Origin of the sequence: Pseudoalteromonas sp. APC 3694, assembly GCF_030407565.1 — a bacterium.
Lineage (GTDB): Bacteria > Pseudomonadota > Gammaproteobacteria > Enterobacterales > Alteromonadaceae > Pseudoalteromonas > Pseudoalteromonas tetraodonis.
On record NZ_JASDDE010000031.1, the window covers coordinates 1 to 17,027 of the forward strand.

A 17,027-nucleotide genomic window follows, 5' to 3' on the forward strand; every position below is an offset into this window, starting at 1 on the left:
GAATAAGCGATCAAAGTTAATGCAATTGGGTGATCAAAGCTGGAGAGAATATGCATCACCTGCTCCGAATTTATCATTGAGCAGGTATTTTTAGATAATCAGAACATCGATGCTAGGTGTGGTTCGCTAGACGCTTACAGTTTAAATACCTTTTTGATGTTTAGTATAGGATATAAGGAATGCATGAATTTTTAAAAACAGACCAATTAGGGCATATAATAAACCAAGTTAATGATGAAATTTCTATGCTTAAGAATGCTCTGAATGAACCAATAAATAAGAATGTTGAAAGCAATGTACTTGCAGATATTTTAGATCGAGCGGCACTAGAAGAAGAGCGTAAGCAACAATACATTTCACGTTATAGAAAAGGTCTGCAGCTGAAGGCATTGCAACGAGTTAAATTTAGGCTTCAAAAAGAACCTGGCGAATACGGGTATTGTGAAACATGCGGTATTGAAATTCAGTTTAAAAGATTAGTAACAGTGCCAACGGCAGAAAACTGCTGTGATTGCCAATCTATAATTGAAGTTCAAAATAGATATAAGTGTCGGAGGACAATAATTATGAAACTCGACAATAAATACTAAAACCATGACAATAAAGTTCGAAACTTTTCGATGCTATTTGTCGCAGTCTGCCTTTTGTTCTAACAAGCTTTTGCCCCTTTATGAGTTAACGCAAATACCCTATAGGTCGGCTTTGAGCGATAAGCGGTCGGTCGGGTAAACTCGTTTTTGGACAAAAACGTTTCAGAGCCGAATGACGGCTCTGTGCCATGAACGGACCTTGATGAATAGTATTGGATAATATTCCATTATCAAAGTGTCCTGTTTGATTACAGCAGATAATTACTGATATTAGAAATATAGGCGGACATCTCTAGATGTCACTATTATGCAAAAATGGATAGATAAATCACTTAACCATAAAATTCACGATACCAGTCAACAAAGTTATTAACGCCCTGTTCAACACTCATTTTAGGCTTATAGCCAGTAACATTAAATAAGTCATCAATATCTGCAAAGGTTTGGTAAACATCGCCCGCTTGCATCGGCATAAAATTTTTCTTGGCTTTAATTCCTAACGCGCTTTCAAGTGACTGAACAAAATCGAGATCATCTTTAAATAAAAAAGCTTCTATTTCTTTATCGACAAAGGGAGATTTACGACTATTAATTAAATCTACTTTCGCTGGAACGATATCGTAGATAACCACCTTATTATGCTGAGCAAGTAAAATGGCATTAGACAAACCAACAAAACCTGCTCCTACTACAGCTATTTTCATTAATACGCTTCTCTAGGAACACTAAAACGCTTAATAACTTTTGGCGCTTGGCAGTTTTCTGCCATTTGCTTAGCACTTAATAATAACCAGTGCTGCCTGTGAGCGTAGCCCATATCTTGCCCGTTAGACACATCGAAACACGTTAAGTTGGCATCATCTGGCACTAAAATAAATCGACCCGCCTTCTCGCCCATCCATAGCCATGCGTTACGCTCTTCTTCTTCATCCGTTGCTAGGTAACTAAAATGCGTTATTGGTAATTGTGAAAACAATAAAAATTGCTCTTTAAATTTCACTAACCCAAGTTCACCGCGCTCACCATGCTGACCTAAGGTGTTTTCCACTTCTTCAATAACATGTTTGGGTGTGCGCAGGGGCTCGGCTAGCCAATATCCTAAGGTACTCACTATTAACCAAGAAGCGACAATTACCATTCCTAAATTAAAAAAGGCGTTTTTCGACCGTAATCGCCATAAACTAACTAACCATATCGCTGCTAAAATAAACGCTAAACCTGCCGCCCACGGGATCATTTCAGGGTATGCGGTTAATGGTTTCACTAATTTTTTATGACCCGTTAATAAACCAATGCAAGCGACAACAAGCACAATAGCAATTAACCATAAAATGCTTTTGCTGATGCGGTTAAACCATAACGGTAGTTTAACTTCATGGTAAGCAATGGTGGTAAACAGCGACAACATCGGCAATGCAGGTAACACATAAACCCCGCGCTTGCCCGGACTAATACTGAAAAAACACACCACAAGCACAACCCAAGCAAACAATATCATCAATACTGGATCTGTTTTTAATTTGTGATAAACATGCTTTAGCGAGCTCAACAATAAAATTGGTAATGGAAACCACATCACGGGAATTACACTAACAATAAAATAATACCAAGGCTCAAGGTGATGCCAGGCATTGGCGTACCGTTCGCCCGTTTGCTTGAACAGAATATTGTTTTTGTACTGAATTAATTCAGGGGTCGCTTGCTCTGCCACCGTAATCATCATCGGTACAAACCAAGCCGCCAACACCAAGAAAAAGGGCACAAAACCTAACCAACAAGCGAAGGTGAGCCTGCCTTTAAAATAGTCTTTATTCGCCAAGCGATAAGCAATGATGGGAATAAACATGAGTACAGGTAAAAAACCTACCCCTTTAGTAATAATGCCGAGCGCCATAAATGCCCACGAAATAAAATACCAGCGCCAATTGGGCCCTAAAATGAAATGACGGATAAAGCCATAACAACCAATCGTTATCCAACACATCACCATCGCATCAATTTGGGCAGCTTTAGCTTGGATCAAAAATTGTGGTGTAATTAATAAAAGTAAAGCGGCATTGCGACCCACGCGAACACTATGGAGTTTTGCCCCAAGATCATACACCAAAAATAAAGTGATCAAGCCACAGATGGCGTTTGGCAGTAAAAATGCCAGTTTTAGGTTGCCAATAAGTGAATAAAAAAGAGCGATTGACCACATAAAAACTGGTGGTTTATCAGGATAAAATTCACCGCCACGCATTGGAAATAGCCAATTGCCAGTGGCAACCATTTCTCTGGCTACTTCAACAAATCGAGGTTCATCAGCAGGCCACGGTGAACGAATACCAATACCTAATAAAATAATAACAGCGGCAAAGGCCAGTAAGATTTTTAAGACGGCGTAATAATCATCTTGTTCGAAGGTTTTTATTATATTTTTCATAACCTAACTTCTTTATAGTTCTTTTACTTTACGACGAAATTGACTGCGATAAAGCAGTGAGCCAATTACCGATGAAACAATAAACAGCGCAATACTGATGAGTATTTTTTCGTGCTCTGATAAACCAATTCCAGCGCCAGCGTAGGCAAAAATTAAGGTTTGTGGAATGTAGCCAATAAAGCTACCAAGAAAAAACCCCTGAGCCGGTACTGTAGTTGCTCCAGCTGCGACATTAGTAAACAAGTTACTGCCGATAGGTAACAACCGAATCATCAATACCTTTAAGGTGGTATTGTCTTTAACCAAGCGTTCAAATTTCATTAAACTTTTATTAAATTTGCGTTGCAAGCTTGAGCGAAACAACCATTTGGCGGCGTAAAATGACAAAATACAACCGAGCTCTGTTGCTACTAACGCTAAAAGTGCCCCTTCAACAGCCCCAAAAGCAAAACCAAACGCAAACGCTAACAATTGGCGTGGCGCACCAAGAGCGGCATAGGCAGCCCCCATCGCCATCAATACAACAACGGCTTGTTTGCCTTGTTCTTTAACAAACTTAGCGACCCAGTTACTGTCAGCGATATGTTCAAAAAAACCTTGTTGAACTGCAAACGCTATCGCAATAAATAACGACAAACTAACAATAAATTTAGCGAGCCTGTTAATCGTCACTAGTGTTACTCGTTTGAATTTCATTAACCATTGGCACTTTGCCACGACGAATAAGCCACATCATGCCTAATACATCAACAATACCGACCCAAGCTCGATTCCAAGCCGTGTATTTTGATAGACCATGTTCACGATCGCGGTGGTTCACTTCTTGCACTTGCACTTCGCCTCCCATACGTTTGACCAAAGCAGGAATATAACGGTGCATATGGTTAAAGTGTGGTAGCCTTAGGTATGTGGCTGTGGGCACTACTTTCAAACCACAGCCGGTATCTGGCACACCATCATGTAAAATAGCATCGCGGAATTTATTAGCAAAACGCGACTGAAAACGTTTCCAAGGCGTGTCTTTTCGGTTTTTACGGTAGCCAATTACGCAAAAATTAGCGGCTTCTATTTGTTGAGCGCGCTCAACTAATTTAGGCAAATCAGCCGGATCGTTTTGTCCGTCGGCATCAAGGGTCGCCATCAAGGTGTATTTCGCCTGTAACACACCCGACACAATCGCTGTGCTTTGTCCGACACTGTAGGCATGTTTGATAGCTTTTACATCACAGCCTAATGTTCTTCCAGTTTCGAGGGCGGTTTCAAAGGTACTATCACTACAGCCATCATCGACAACGATAATCTCAAACGGGTATAAATCAGCAAGGCTGGTATGAATTTCTTCAATAAGATGGCCAATATTTTCGGCTTCGTCTTTGGCAGGAAGTACAACTGATAACATATATAAATCCCTGTTTTTTAGTTATTAGCGATAATAAATTTGCAAATTAATCACCGATAAGTCAAGCAATTAAAGAAACCTATCGGCTAAATAAAAAGTGTCTTAATAAAATATCAGGCAAACCTTAAGATTTACTTAAGAAAAACTGAAAAAATGATTTACAGCACTACACGCAATATTACTCTGAATATTAGGACTCTTTTCTCGGGTAGATTTCATCATACTTTAATGGCTACAAGTCCATTAGTTTTGTTGAGACATTTTTTTTTAACTGTAAAATATTAGAATATCCACGTTCACCAGCATATGTTCAATGTCCGTAACTCGCTCAAAGCAGACTAACAGCTATATTCCAGAGGAGATTTTGATGACTAAAGTTCAGCGGTAATGCAGGAATATAAGCACTCTCTTTATAGCATAAGCTGCACTAGCTCTTTACTTATACTCAATTTTATTAATAAACCACTCTTTTACCCCAACTGGCGTTTTCACTTGAAACTCATCATCAACTTCCTTTTTTAGCATCGCTCTGGCCATAGGAGAGTCAATAGAAATGTAATCGTTACGACCATAGATCTCATCAGGGCCAACTATGCGAAAAGCTTTTGTTTCACCATCATCATTTTCAATCTCTACCCATGCCCCAAAGAAAACCTTGCCGGCTTGCTGAGGAGAGTAGTCAATAACTTTGACGGCTTCGATGCGCTTTCTAAGGAACCTAATTCGAGAATCTATCTGTCTAAGTAATCTTTTATTTTCTTTATAATCGGCATTATCTGAACGATCGCCAAGGCTAGCAGCCCAAGCTACTTTTTTTGTTATTTCAGGTCTGTAGTCGCGCCAAAGATAATTAAGCTCTTTATTTAGCTTGTCTAATCCTTCACGCGTTATTAGATCGGTATACAATTAGTTTGCCCCATCCCACTATTACAAATACTGCAATGCTTTTTTAACAGCATCTAAAGTTGCAACCGGGAGAAAATTATCTTTATCATTACTTGATAATATACTACCGTTTGGCCCCACTTCCAAACCTGCTCGGCGCATAAACTCTTTAGATATGAGGTATTCAAGAGCTTCTCTTTCTAAGTCAGTCAATTTTAAGTTTGGTGACGAAGACGACCCACCGTCATAAAATTCTATGACTTGATCAATCGGTACGATCTCCTTTACTAATTTTTCAGCTGCTAATTTTTGAGAGTAGAGAATGTTAGCTTGCAGCCTAACTACAGGGTCTTTTAATTTTTCTATCCAAGTGAAGCTTTTTCCTTTATTTAAACTAATAGTTGACTTATCAGGTTGTAAGCTTGAGTTTGCAAAACTCGCTATCAAGGTTCGGTATGGTTCTCCTGTCTTGTTACGTATACTTTGAGCTGCTGGAACACCACGACCTTTGCCAAGACGTGCAATAATAGAGTAACCAAATTCATTTAAGCCGCGTTCTTTTTGTTCTGTACAGACTTGAAAAATTGCATCTAATGAGCTTTGGACACGTGAAGATGTTTGCTTTTTAAGTTGTTCATGTACTGTTTTAGGCGATAATTCAGTCATGTTAATCTACCTGTTTTAGTGGTGTTGAACTTGCGAATAATGATTTAATATCCATCAAGGTCAACCTTTCTTTTTCTAAAAAGTCGTTTAAAGCTAAAGTACCGTTTATTAGCTTATCAAGCTTCTCCCAGCTTTGAAGTCTTGACAGCATAAGCTGTGTCATTTGGTTGCCAACCGCAAGCTGCTGCTTCTCTGTTAGAAAGATAAATTGAGGATTCATTCCATTGTTCAGCAACATCCTATCAAGAGCCTGGCTTCTCCGTGTAACTGCTAGTTCATCACTACAGCTATGATAAAGTTCAGCATTCTCACATACTTCTGAAAGTTGCTGAAAACTGCTAACATCATCGAGTTCAAAGCTAATTTCAAACTCATTAGGTACTATTAGCTGAAGCTTTGAATCCCCTTGTTGCTTATCGTTATTTATTACCTTTTGACAATTAGTCAGGTGCTTATGAAGCGAGTTCATATCAGCCATATATAAATCTAACTTTTTAGCTCTAGTTTCAATTTCCGAATTTAATTTGCGTCTGAGAGCTTGAAGTTGTTGCTTTTCATCTTCTAATTGCTGATTTTTTTGTTTATACAACTCATGTGAAATAACATCTACTCTACTAGCTGCATTATTTAGCTCTTCTTCTAAGCTTGTAAAGCGATATGATTGAGTGTTAACGGCTAGACTAACCTCATTAAAAAGTGCTGAAAGACCCATCATAAAAGCTGGACCTGTGACAAAAAACCTGCATTGAATACAATTTTGTTCACCTAGGTAACCTGCATTCACAGGGTGATATATATTTGCCTTTGTCGCAACTGCATCACCGCCTTCTCTACAGAACGCACCGCCAACAGGGCAGATTCCAAAGTCTTTAAACAGATAGCTAGAAGCAGGTCTACTATTGTTTAAAGTCTGCAGAAATTCAGGGTTGTTTCCAAGTAATTGCTTTTTACATTCTTCAATTCGTTGGGATTCAATAAAGCTTTTTAAAGTATCCGACCCATTGCTTAAGGCTTGTTTCTCACCAAGTTTCAGTTTTTCGCGAATATTAGCTCCCGTTTTATCACTTTTTAAGTAGTAAATCGACATCACAACAGATGAGTGGCCAACTAGCTTCATGATGACTTCGAGTGGCATACCAAACTCATAAACGTATGCATTAATTAAACTCACACGCATAGAGTGAGGAGTATATTCAGATTTAAATAAGCTAAGAGCAATGCCCTCTTGCTGCTCAAGTTGAAGATGACATTCTTTGAAACTTTTTCCAGCATAAGTTGCAGAAGTGAGTTGGTCTTTCGAAGCAAAAAATAGTGCTGCTGCAAGGCGGCTTGCTAAACGAGAGCCAAACAAACCAGGCTCTTCATTTTGATAACCTCTGAACAAAAAACAATTAATCCCTTTTTGTTTTCTCTGTACCTCATTTAAATTAGTTCGCCTACAATCAAACCACTTTGTTGGTTTTGAAATGGGGTTATACTTTTCTTGCCACTTTCTCAACTTAATGAGCCAATAAGCTAATTCGATTGGCATAAATGCTATGGTATAACCTTCACCACTAAAGTGAGTTTTATTCGAAGTATAATGGACACCAAAGTCATTATCTTTGGTTTTGTTTATCATACCTTGTTGTTTTGTTAGACCCGTTAACTTATTCCGATTTGGTTTCCAGATAATTGATCCATTTTTTATATCCGGCACTTCTGCATCTGCCTCACCCGAGTCACAATAAACAATTTGTCTTCCTCTTGCAGGTAACTGCATTAATGCATATGTATAAGTCCAGTATATTGGCAGCCAAAGGAATGTTTTATCTCCTTCCTGCCTGATAATACAATCAGGATCTGTAGTGTCAATAAGGGATAGGTCATTGATTTGAATCCAATCTGCTGAGGTTCTGTGGAGGTGTTTGAGATCTGAATAGTTAGTCTTATTTTGAATCTCATTAGGAGGAAATATCCACTCTCTAGCACTTTTTACAAACTGATAAGGCAAAGCTAATTTATTTGTTTCATTGAGTAAAACTGGTGCTATTTCATCATCAAAGTTAATTCGGGCAAAGGGGTTTCTTGCTCCTTTAATTCTAGAAATTTCTCCCGTTTCAGGGTCTTCAACAGTTAAAAAGTTAACAATAGTCCAATTTAAAAACACATTAACTGAAAATAACCACTTTTTCTTACGTAAAACAGATTCCTCTTCAAATAAATCTAACATTGGTTGTATATTAGTTTTTTCTCTTATAAGGAATTCTAAAGGGGATACTTCATAATTGTTAGGTTCAATATATTCACGAACAAACTCACATAAATCTTTGACCTTTGTATCACCAGCTTTAGCAGATTTCAAAAATTCAACTATGAAATCTGCCCAAAATTTCCATTTTGGATCAAAATATTTAATTTGATATGGTCTATTTGTTCCAAGAAAATTATATGCGTTTGTCCAGCCACATGTTTTATAAGTCTCTTCTGGCGACGAAGGAATTCGCGGATCATGTAGTTTGGTGCGCATATCTTTATAATCTTTTAAAGTCTTACATTTATATTTTAATACTATTAAACGTAGTTCTTCATATGAATATGGCCGGGGGATATTTAATAAATCATACCAATCAACCCAATCTTCAAACTTTTTATCTGGCTTGGAAGGTAATTGTTTATATTTTTTTTGTACCTCCCGATACTGCTTCGAGTTACTAATATTAAGTATTTTGCATGCTTTTTTGAGTATTTCTAAGTTATCAACGATTTCAGGTAAGACAAAATCTTTCCAATTTGTCCAACTAGCAGAGTAATAGCTGTCAGGATTCTTAGGTAAGTACAAATCAGCTAAAGGACAGTTTTTATAATCGGCAAAACTAATAATATTTAAAGTTTGGATAATTTTCTTAGCATCTTCATAAGACTTAAAACTTTTCTTTTTCAATCCAAGAAACTCTATCCAATTTATCCAATCATCTGCGTATAAAGCAAAAGGTTTTACAGCTAAACGTGGATCTTCTTTATATCTGGCCTTGTATTCTAGCAAAGAGGATACTTTTAGTGCTTTCGCTGCATTATGAGCTTCTGTATAAGTGGGATAAAACTTGCTCGCTACTTTAAGAAAGTCTTGCCAAGACTCCCATCTATGGGTATAGATTTGTCGTGGAACTGATGGTAACTTCAAGTCTTTTTTATAGTTTTCTCGATATTCAGCAGCTGTTTTGATACCTAATTTAATAGCTGACTGCTGTGCCTCGTCATAGCTATGAAATTTAGGCGATTTTCCTAGAAAAGTATGCCAATTAATCCATTCTTTGCAATATTTTCCATCGGGCTTTGCTGGTAAGTTAGGATCTAAGTGATATTTACTTTTGTACTCTTTCAGGGAAGTGATATTCATTGCCTGCGTGGCTTGCATAGCTTCAATAAGAGTTAAATATTTTTCTTTCTTTGGAGTATTTAAAAAAATTTTCCAGCCAAGCCAGTCTTTTAAGTAAACTTGGTCTGGACAAGATGGGAGTTTTGGATCATCTAAACGTTTTTGTTTGTATTGAACTAATGTGGTGGCCCCTAGTTTTTTTACAGCAACTTTAGCTTCCTCATATGTCAGATAAAACTGTATAAGCTTTTTACCTAAAAAATCCCCCCAGTTTATCCAGTCTTCTTCATATACATTATCTGGTTGTGATGGTAGTTGAAAATCTTCTTTAAAACGTTTCTTATATTCGACGCTAGATTTAATTCCTAATGCTTGAGTGGCGCTCTTAGCATCTGCGTAAGAAGTATAAAATTTGTAAGTCTTATTTAAAAAGTGGGGCCAACCACGCCAACTTTTGGCATACTTTTTATTAGGCATACTAGGAAGCATTGGATCGTTGTGATAGTTCTCACGGTATTCAGTTACCGAAGTTATACCTAGTTTTAGAGCAGCTTTTTGAGCAAGCTCATAGCTCTCATAAAATTTTATATCTTTTCCTAGAAAACTAAACCAGCCAGGCCATTCATCTTTATATTTTCTAGTTGGTTTCGCTGGTAGCCTGGGGTCTTCTTTATAGCGTTTAACATATTCACTACTAGATTGAATCCCTAAAGATATAACTGCTTTTTTTGCAGAGCTTAAATCAAAGTAGGATTCATCAAATGTATTTAAAAAATGCTGCCAACCCTCCCACTCTTTAAAAAACACCTTGTCAGGGGAGAAAGGTAGTAGGGGATCATTCCTACGACACGAAATGTAGGCTTTTTGGGTCTTAATTCCAAGATCTATAACAGCTTTTTGAGCTAAGCTATACGAAGTATATACTTCTTTTTCCTTACCTAAAAAAGATTTCCACCCTTTCCATTCGCTTGAATAAGTTATTCCTGGGACCGATGGCAACTGTGGGTCTTGTTTATATTGTGCCATATATTGAGTACTTGTCGTGATACCCAATACACTCACTGCTTTTTCCGCGAGATCAATAGAGCTATAAAAGTTTTGATTAGTATCAAAAAAATCTCTCCAACCTTTCCAGTCATCTTCATAGTAAATATTTGGTGCACTAATTAGTAAAGGGTCTGATTTATATTGCCTCTTATACTCTCGCCTTGTAGTAACGCCTAGTGCTTGTATTGCTTTTTTAGCATCAGATAATGTAGCGTAAAATTCTTTTTTTGTGCCAAGAAAGCTCTCCCAACCTTCCCATTCATTTTTATAGATTTTATTGGGCGTATTAAATAGCAGCGGATCTTCTTTATATCTTAGTTTATATTCTTTGGAGGTTTTTACACCAAGCAATTGTGCATGTTTTTTGGCTAGTGCGTATTCTGGATAAAAGTACTTTTTCATATATCATTCTTTCTCATTATATTACGAATATCGGTATCATTAGGTTTCAAATAAACCAAACAACTGAAATTACTTTTATGGTGCATAGCTTTTTGTATCTCTAGCTGATTGAAGCCTGCTTGGTTTAAACTATATCCATAAGAATGCCGATGAGAATGTGGGCTAGTACCGAAGCACTTTCCAGCATCAAGTCCAATTCGCTCGACTCCACGTTTGTACTTTTGGATAAAGTTCTTTTTAGATTCAGGGTCTCCATTTGAGTTAGTGAAAAGGTATGGATGATTTCCAGTAATTCTTACTGCTAGATATTGTTCCAGTAACCAAGCCAGTTCTTTAGCCTTGTTATTTGGAAATATCATGACATCGAAAGAAAGATTTTTATTCGTTAATAGAGGCTGCTTCCATCCTGAATAAAGCCTATGAGAGCGTTGATATTCATTGCGTGGTTTTTGTCGAAAGCGAGTATTTAGATACTCGCGTCGATTGGAGAAACCTAGCTCTGGACTAGCTCCATCGCTTGGGTGAAAAACAGAAAAAATTGCCGTACTATTTTTAACATCAATAGTAATATCTCGAATATATATGTGAAAGCATTCAGATAATCTTAGTCCACCATAATGCATTAACATAACTATTAAGACGCAGCCAAAATCAACTTCTCGTGTTCGATGATTAAGAAACCCATACTTCAAGAAGCGCTGAAAGTGCTCTTCTGGAAATCGATTTACAGACTCAATAGATAGTAAATGATTCATTGGCCCTTGAATGCTTCGTATCATTTCGAATCTATTTTTAGATGGGTTACTCAGATGATTTAAAAAGCAATTCGATTCACGTTTATAATAAGCACACCAGCGCATTCGTTCTTCAGCTCTAGTAGCTTTTCTTAATGGGTTTAGGTTAGGAAGATCATATCCATAGATTTCATCAAGATAGTCACAATAACAATTAATATGACTCAATAACACATTAACATCTTCAACCTTTCGCGGGGACCAATACAAATTCGAGGGATCATTCTGAGAATCATCTATTGAGCCAAAGCAAAGAACGTCAACAAACGAACGTAATAGCTCAGTTGCTGATGTGAATGTACTTGAATGAGCATTCATAAACTTAAGCAGTTGCTCAACCGCAAACACATTTCGTTCAAGCCAAGACTGAGATTTATTACGTTTTGTATAAAGAAATCTAAGATGTGAAACTAATATACCTTTATCTGTTATGAGTACTGGCAAGCTAACAGCCAAGACAGATTGATTTGCTTTATAATCGACACGCCGTTTTAGAATATAAGCCAAAATACTAATCCAATAAGTTGTACTATTAAGTATATAGTTAGTGACACTAAGATAACTAGGTTTAGAGTATTTATATTGATTTAGCAAATTATATTACTTACTTAATGATAATTAGTATGCGAAACACAGTAGTACTAATATCAGTATAACAAGCGTCTATTACGCCAAATAGACCGCCGAGTGCGCTATCTACGTAAGCGCATCCCCGATTTAAAAATTGTTGACTACTCACCCGTACAAGACGGCAAAGTTTTTTTTGGAGCGTGGGTAGAAATAGAAAACGAGGCCGGTGAGTGTAAAAATTTTAGAATTGTCGGTCCCGATGAAATTTATGATCGCAACGATTACATTTCTATTGACTCACCGATGGCGCGAGCACTATTAAAAAAACAAGTAGACGATGATTTTGAGGTCATGACCCCTCAAGGTGCTAAGCAATGGTATGTAAATAATATTTCCTACCAAAAATAAAACGGCTTAGTCTTGATTCAGATCATATTAACTTTTTATTGTTTATATTATCTGAGTACGCTATAACTAAAGTAACTCAAGTTATGATGTATTAATTTGAGAGTAGTTAATTAAGGTCGTCACTATGTCAAACATTACAGCGCGCATATTACAAAATGCCCTATTGTTTACACTCTTTATGAGTGTAAGTTTGACATTGCATGCAACACCCAAAAATACGCAAATTGATGCTGGTTTTACACCTGCAGAATTTATTGTTTGCGACTCTCCTGACCAAGCAAACCTCGACACCGATATAGACTCTCATGTCGGTGTTATTGCGCTTAGAGAAATTCAACCACTTCCTTTAGCGTTTTACTTTCATTATGAAAGCAGCCTTTTAGTCACACCTTACAGCCATGCACACCCGCGAGCGCCACCCGTTATTTAGTTTAATAACTTGCTTTTAAACATTATTAAATTTTATAACTAATTAGGTGGATATTATGTCTAACTTTAAAGAACTCCGTACCCAAGATATTTCTCATGGCACTATTGCGAATACATTTACTAATGAAGCTGTCATTGATTTAACTTCACCTGCTACACAAGTGGTGACTAGTTTTACTGATACAAGCCCGATGCGTGCATCGTTTGATATGACAATTGAACAAGCGTCAAAACAGTTAACGACTCAACGCTCTGATTTTATTTTGGTAACTGATGAGCAGCAAAAGCTAATAGGTATAGTGGCGAGTGCTGATTTACAAAGCTCAAAAATCATGATTTTAGCACAGCGTTTAGGCTTGCCTCGTAGTGAAATTAGCTTGCGCTATTTAATGACACCGCTAAGTAATTTAATGGGTGTAAGTATGAAAAGCTTAAGCTACTCATGCATTGGTGATGCACTGCAAACTATGGAGCATCATGGCGCTATGTTTTTATTAGTCACTGCGGCTAATAATGAAATAAGTGGTTTAATTTCAGCACGCGATATAGCACGTAAGCTGCAAATTCCTGTTCATATTAGTCCAATAGCGCACACATTTAGTGAAGTACTCGAAAGTATAGAGCACCCTCACTAAATCAGCTTTTTATTAGTATAGTTCCAACCCCAGTAATGGCATCTTAAAGCAAGTAAAATAGCTTGCTTTAAGAGCTTTTTATTACCTTCCCCTGTGATATTATTCAAGACATTGACGCATCAGTTAACTTCTTAGCTGGTCTTATTTTTTGTATTAAAAGGTTTTTGCATGAGCGATATCTCTGCACGTTTAGCAACTGAGCTAAATGCACAGCAGCAACAAGTGGTTGCAGCAACAAAGTTACTTGATGAAGGCGCAACCGTCCCCTTTATTGCCCGTTACAGAAAAGAAGTGACCGGTGGATTAGATGACACCCAACTACGCCTTCTAGAACAACGTTTATCTTATTTACGTGAACTTGAAGAGCGTCGTGGCTTTATTCTATCGACGATAGAATCTCAAAATAAGCTTACCGGGGAATTAGCAGCTGATATAAAAGCAGCGCAAAGTAAAACCGAGCTTGAAGATTTATACTTGCCTTATAAGGCAAAGCGTCGCACTAAAGGTCAAATCGCTATTGAGGCCGGTTTAGAACCTCTTGCTAATGCGTTATTTAACGACCCAATGCTCGACCCAGAAGCTGAAGCTGCTCACTATATTAATGCCGATAAAGCCATTATTGATACAAAATCAGCCCTTGATGGTGCCAAATTTATTCTAATGGAGCGTTTTGCTGAAGACGCTAAATTACTCGCTAAGTTTAGAAGCCATATTAGTCAAAATGGGGCGATTGAGAGTAAGTTAATTGATGGGCAAGAACAAGCAGGTGCTAAATACAGAGACTACTTTGAGCATCAAGAACCGTTAAAAAAAGTGCCCTCGCACCGTGCGTTAGCCATGCTAAGAGCACGTAATGAAGGCATTTTACAGTTAACGATTAATCCTGAGCCAAGTGTTGAAAATCCAGCCCAGTTATGTGCCCAAATGATCAGTGATCATTACCGCCTAGATATTAAAAACAAACCTGCTAGTGCATGGTTATTAACTGTGGTGCAGTGGGCATGGAAAATTAAGCTTGGGCTACACTTAGAAAACGAGTTTTTAGCCGCAATGCGTGAAAAAGCCGAAACCGGTGCCATTGACGTATTTGCTAAAAATTTAAAAGATTTATTAATGGCAGCGCCTGCAGGCCCTCGCACGACACTTGGTTTAGATCCTGGCTTGCGTACTGGTTGTAAAATTGCGGTAGTCGATAGCACAGGAAAACTGCTCGCTACACAAACAATCTTCCCACATGCACCCCAAAATCATTGGGATAAATCACTGCGTACGCTCGAGCAATTATGTCGCCAACATAAAGTTGAGCTTATTGCGATTGGTAACGGCACTGCTTCTCGCGAATCAGATAAACTGGTTGGCGAACTTATCAAAGCCAATGCCGAGCTTAAACTGAATAAAATTATGGTCAGTGAAGCCGGCGCTTCGGTGTATTCTGCGTCTGAATTTGCCGCTAATGAGTTCCCAGATTTAGATGTATCTTTACGCGGTGCAGTATCTATTGCACGTCGCCTCCAAGATCCATTAGCTGAACTAGTTAAAATAGAGCCTAAGTCTATCGGTGTAGGCCAATATCAACACGATGTATCACAAAGCCAACTTGGGCAAAGCCTAATTTCTGTAGTAGAAGACTGTGTAAACAGTGTTGGGGTTGATTTAAATATGGCCTCAGTGCCTTTGCTTGCACGTGTTTCTGGCTTAAACAAAACGTTGGCTCAAAACATTGTAAACTACCGTGACACGAATGGGTCATTTACAAAACGTAGTCAGTTGAAAAAAGTAGAACGCTTAGGGCCAAAAGCATTCGAACAAGCGGCCGGGTTTTTACGCATTAATAATGGCAGCGATCCGCTAGATAACTCATCAGTTCACCCTGAAGCATACCCAATCGTTAAGCGTATTTGTGAACATAATCAGGTAGACGTAAATAACTTAATTGGTAACAGTGAATTTTTAAGTAAACTCGCTGCAAACGACTATATTGACGATAAATTTGGCTTACCAACCGTGACTGACATTATTAGCGAGCTTGATAAACCAGGTCGCGATCCACGTCCTGAATTCAAAACCGCGGAGTTTAAAGCCGGTGTTGAAAAAATTAGTGACCTTAAGCCTGGTATGATTTTAGAAGGTGTGGTTTCTAACGTTGCTAATTTTGGTGCATTTGTTGATGTGGGTGTTCATCAAGATGGACTCGTACATATTTCAGCTATTACTAACAAGTTTATTTCAGACCCACGCGAGGTGGTTAAAGCAGGTGACATTGTTAAAGTAAAAGTGGTTGAAGTCGATGCTACCCGTAAACGCATTAGTTTTACTATGCGCCTAGATGACGACATAGACACCAGCAATAAAGCAGCAGCTGCGGCACCGCAAAAGCCTCGCAGCAATAATACCAACCAAGCACGAGCGCCTAAACCTAAACGCGATACAGGCAATGCGATGATGGGGAATGCCTTTGCTGACGCCTTTGCTAACGCAAAAGTGAAAAAGTAATTTAAACGATATATTTAAAAATAAAAAAAACCGCCTAGGCGGTTTTTTTTATTTTTAATCAGCTAAATTTGCGCTGAAAATTCGCTCTGAATCGCGGGGGATGTGGCCAGTTGATAAAAGCTAGCAATGCGTCCTGCACGCGCTTCAACTTCAATATCACGCGATTGTTCTTCGCTTTTAGCGGTTTTTACTTCTGAACTTTCACTATTAGAAAACGACGCACTGACTCTGCTTTTATCTTCGCTGCTGTCTTCGTCATCAGCTGAAGCTAACTCAGCTTGTGCGGCAGCCATTTTCTGTGTGGCGTCTGCCGCAATCGCTCTGTCGGCACCTGAGGGTTCTGCTGGTGCTAGTGCAGCAGCACGTACCGTTTGCATTTTATCGATGGTTGCTTGCGGATCGCCATTGATAACCCCAACATCAATCGGTACTTCACCACCTACGGCATAATTAGTGCCATCGGGGCCTCTTTGGTATTCGTAACTGGGTGAACCGGCATATTGTCCACCAACAGCGGCATGCGCTTGCTCGTGGGTTCGCACTTCGGTATCGCGAGCTTTGAGCTCTTTAATTTGTTGCTGTTCTTGCTCAAGTTGAAGCTCTTCTTGCTCACTAACTTCTTCGGCAGCTTGCTGTTTTTCTTGCTCGGCATCATCTTGATCACTATCAGCATTGCCTTCGCGTTGTTCAATAGTTTTGTTGTCTGCAATTTTGCCGCTTGCAGTATAAGTTGAACTATCGCTGTTACCAGGTAGTTTGGCTTTTTCTGCATCACTTTGAGCTTTGTTTTCAGTACTACCGGCGGTATTTGCAGCGGCTGGGGGAATGACTTCACGTAACTGATTGTCACGCCGAGCAGTCTCCGTATAAACATTTGCAGTGTTTATATTGATAGACGGAAACGGCGTGACGATATTCATGAGGAA

12 protein-coding genes and 3 pseudogenes are annotated in these 17,027 nt (G+C 38.4%); 5 read left to right on the forward strand and 10 right to left on the reverse strand.

Annotated elements, in window-relative coordinates; translation table 11 throughout:
• Positions 1–179: 179 nt before the first annotated feature.
• On the forward strand, positions 180–590 hold the full coding sequence (locus QMA00_RS11595; protein WP_016899346.1) for a TraR/DksA C4-type zinc finger protein: 411 nt from the start codon (positions 180–182) through the stop codon (positions 588–590).
• Between the two features lie 332 nt (positions 591–922).
• On the opposite strand, the pseudogene QMA00_RS11600 reads toward QMA00_RS11595, so the two are convergent.
• The 9 genes and pseudogenes from QMA00_RS11600 to gmtY all read right to left on the reverse strand — a co-directional run.
• Positions 923–1,120, reverse strand: a pseudogene (locus QMA00_RS11600) (protein CapI); the annotation flags it as partial.
• Between the two features lie 15 nt (positions 1,121–1,135).
• A pseudogene (locus QMA00_RS11605) lies at positions 1,136–1,294 on the reverse strand (UDP-glucose 6-dehydrogenase); the annotation flags it as partial.
• Positions 1,294–3,015, reverse strand: a complete 1,722-nt coding sequence (locus tag QMA00_RS11610) for a glycosyltransferase family 39 protein (protein WP_024603946.1) — start codon at positions 3,013–3,015, stop codon at positions 1,294–1,296. The pseudogene QMA00_RS11605 and the gene QMA00_RS11610, both read right to left, overlap by 1 nt.
• Positions 3,016–3,027: 12 nt before the next feature.
• Positions 3,028–3,681 (reverse strand): VTT domain-containing protein, encoded by a 654-nt coding sequence (locus QMA00_RS11615; protein WP_083703535.1) that lies wholly within the window; start codon positions 3,679–3,681, stop codon positions 3,028–3,030.
• Positions 3,677–4,414, reverse strand: a complete 738-nt coding sequence (locus QMA00_RS11620; protein WP_024603948.1) for a glycosyltransferase family 2 protein — start codon at positions 4,412–4,414, stop codon at positions 3,677–3,679. The genes QMA00_RS11615 and QMA00_RS11620 overlap by 5 nt, the downstream gene beginning before the upstream one ends.
• Before the next feature lie 435 nt (positions 4,415–4,849).
• Positions 4,850–5,320 carry a transcription elongation factor GreB gene (greB, locus tag QMA00_RS11625; RefSeq protein ID WP_013466105.1) on the reverse strand — a complete coding sequence of 157 codons (471 nt, stop codon included), beginning with the start codon at positions 5,318–5,320 and terminating at the stop codon, positions 4,850–4,852.
• 21 nt (positions 5,321–5,341) lie between these two features.
• Complete coding sequence (gene gmtX, locus QMA00_RS11630; protein ID WP_013466106.1) at positions 5,342–5,965, reverse strand: gamma-mobile-trio protein GmtX; 624 nt, start codon at positions 5,963–5,965, stop codon at positions 5,342–5,344.
• Position 5,966: 1 nt separating this feature from the next.
• A complete protein-coding gene (locus tag QMA00_RS11635) occupies positions 5,967–10,772 on the reverse strand; it encodes a VPA1269 family protein (RefSeq protein WP_076922651.1) in 4,806 nt (1,601 codons plus the stop codon).
• Positions 10,769–12,073 carry a gamma-mobile-trio recombinase GmtY gene (gmtY, locus tag QMA00_RS11640; protein WP_016900090.1) on the reverse strand — a complete coding sequence of 435 codons (1,305 nt, stop codon included), beginning with the start codon at positions 12,071–12,073 and terminating at the stop codon, positions 10,769–10,771. Before gmtY ends, QMA00_RS11635 begins: the two co-directional genes overlap by 4 nt.
• A 138-nt stretch (positions 12,074–12,211) precedes the next feature.
• Between gmtY and QMA00_RS11645 the strand changes: the two are divergent.
• The 4 genes and pseudogenes from QMA00_RS11645 to QMA00_RS11660 form a co-directional block, all read left to right on the forward strand.
• Positions 12,212–12,544, forward strand: a pseudogene (locus tag QMA00_RS11645) (GreA/GreB family elongation factor); the annotation flags it as partial.
• Positions 12,545–12,668: 124 nt separating this feature from the next.
• Positions 12,669–12,974 carry a hypothetical protein gene (locus QMA00_RS11650; RefSeq protein WP_024602195.1) on the forward strand — a complete coding sequence of 102 codons (306 nt, stop codon included), beginning with the start codon at positions 12,669–12,671 and terminating at the stop codon, positions 12,972–12,974.
• Between the two features lie 55 nt (positions 12,975–13,029).
• Entirely contained in the window at positions 13,030–13,608 is a 579-nt protein-coding gene (locus tag QMA00_RS11655; protein WP_076922649.1) for a CBS domain-containing protein, read from the forward strand.
• Positions 13,609–13,776: 168 nt separating this feature from the next.
• The gene (locus QMA00_RS11660; protein ID WP_076922648.1) at positions 13,777–16,101 is read left to right on the forward strand and encodes a Tex family protein; all 2,325 of its coding nucleotides are present in this window, start codon (positions 13,777–13,779) and stop codon (positions 16,099–16,101) included.
• A 62-nt stretch (positions 16,102–16,163) separates the two neighbouring features.
• Here QMA00_RS11660 and QMA00_RS11665 read toward each other — a convergent pair whose 3' ends face one another.
• Entirely contained in the window at positions 16,164–17,021 is an 858-nt protein-coding gene (locus QMA00_RS11665; protein ID WP_076922647.1) for a putative metalloprotease CJM1_0395 family protein, read from the reverse strand.
• Between the last annotated feature and the right edge of the window lie 6 nt (positions 17,022–17,027).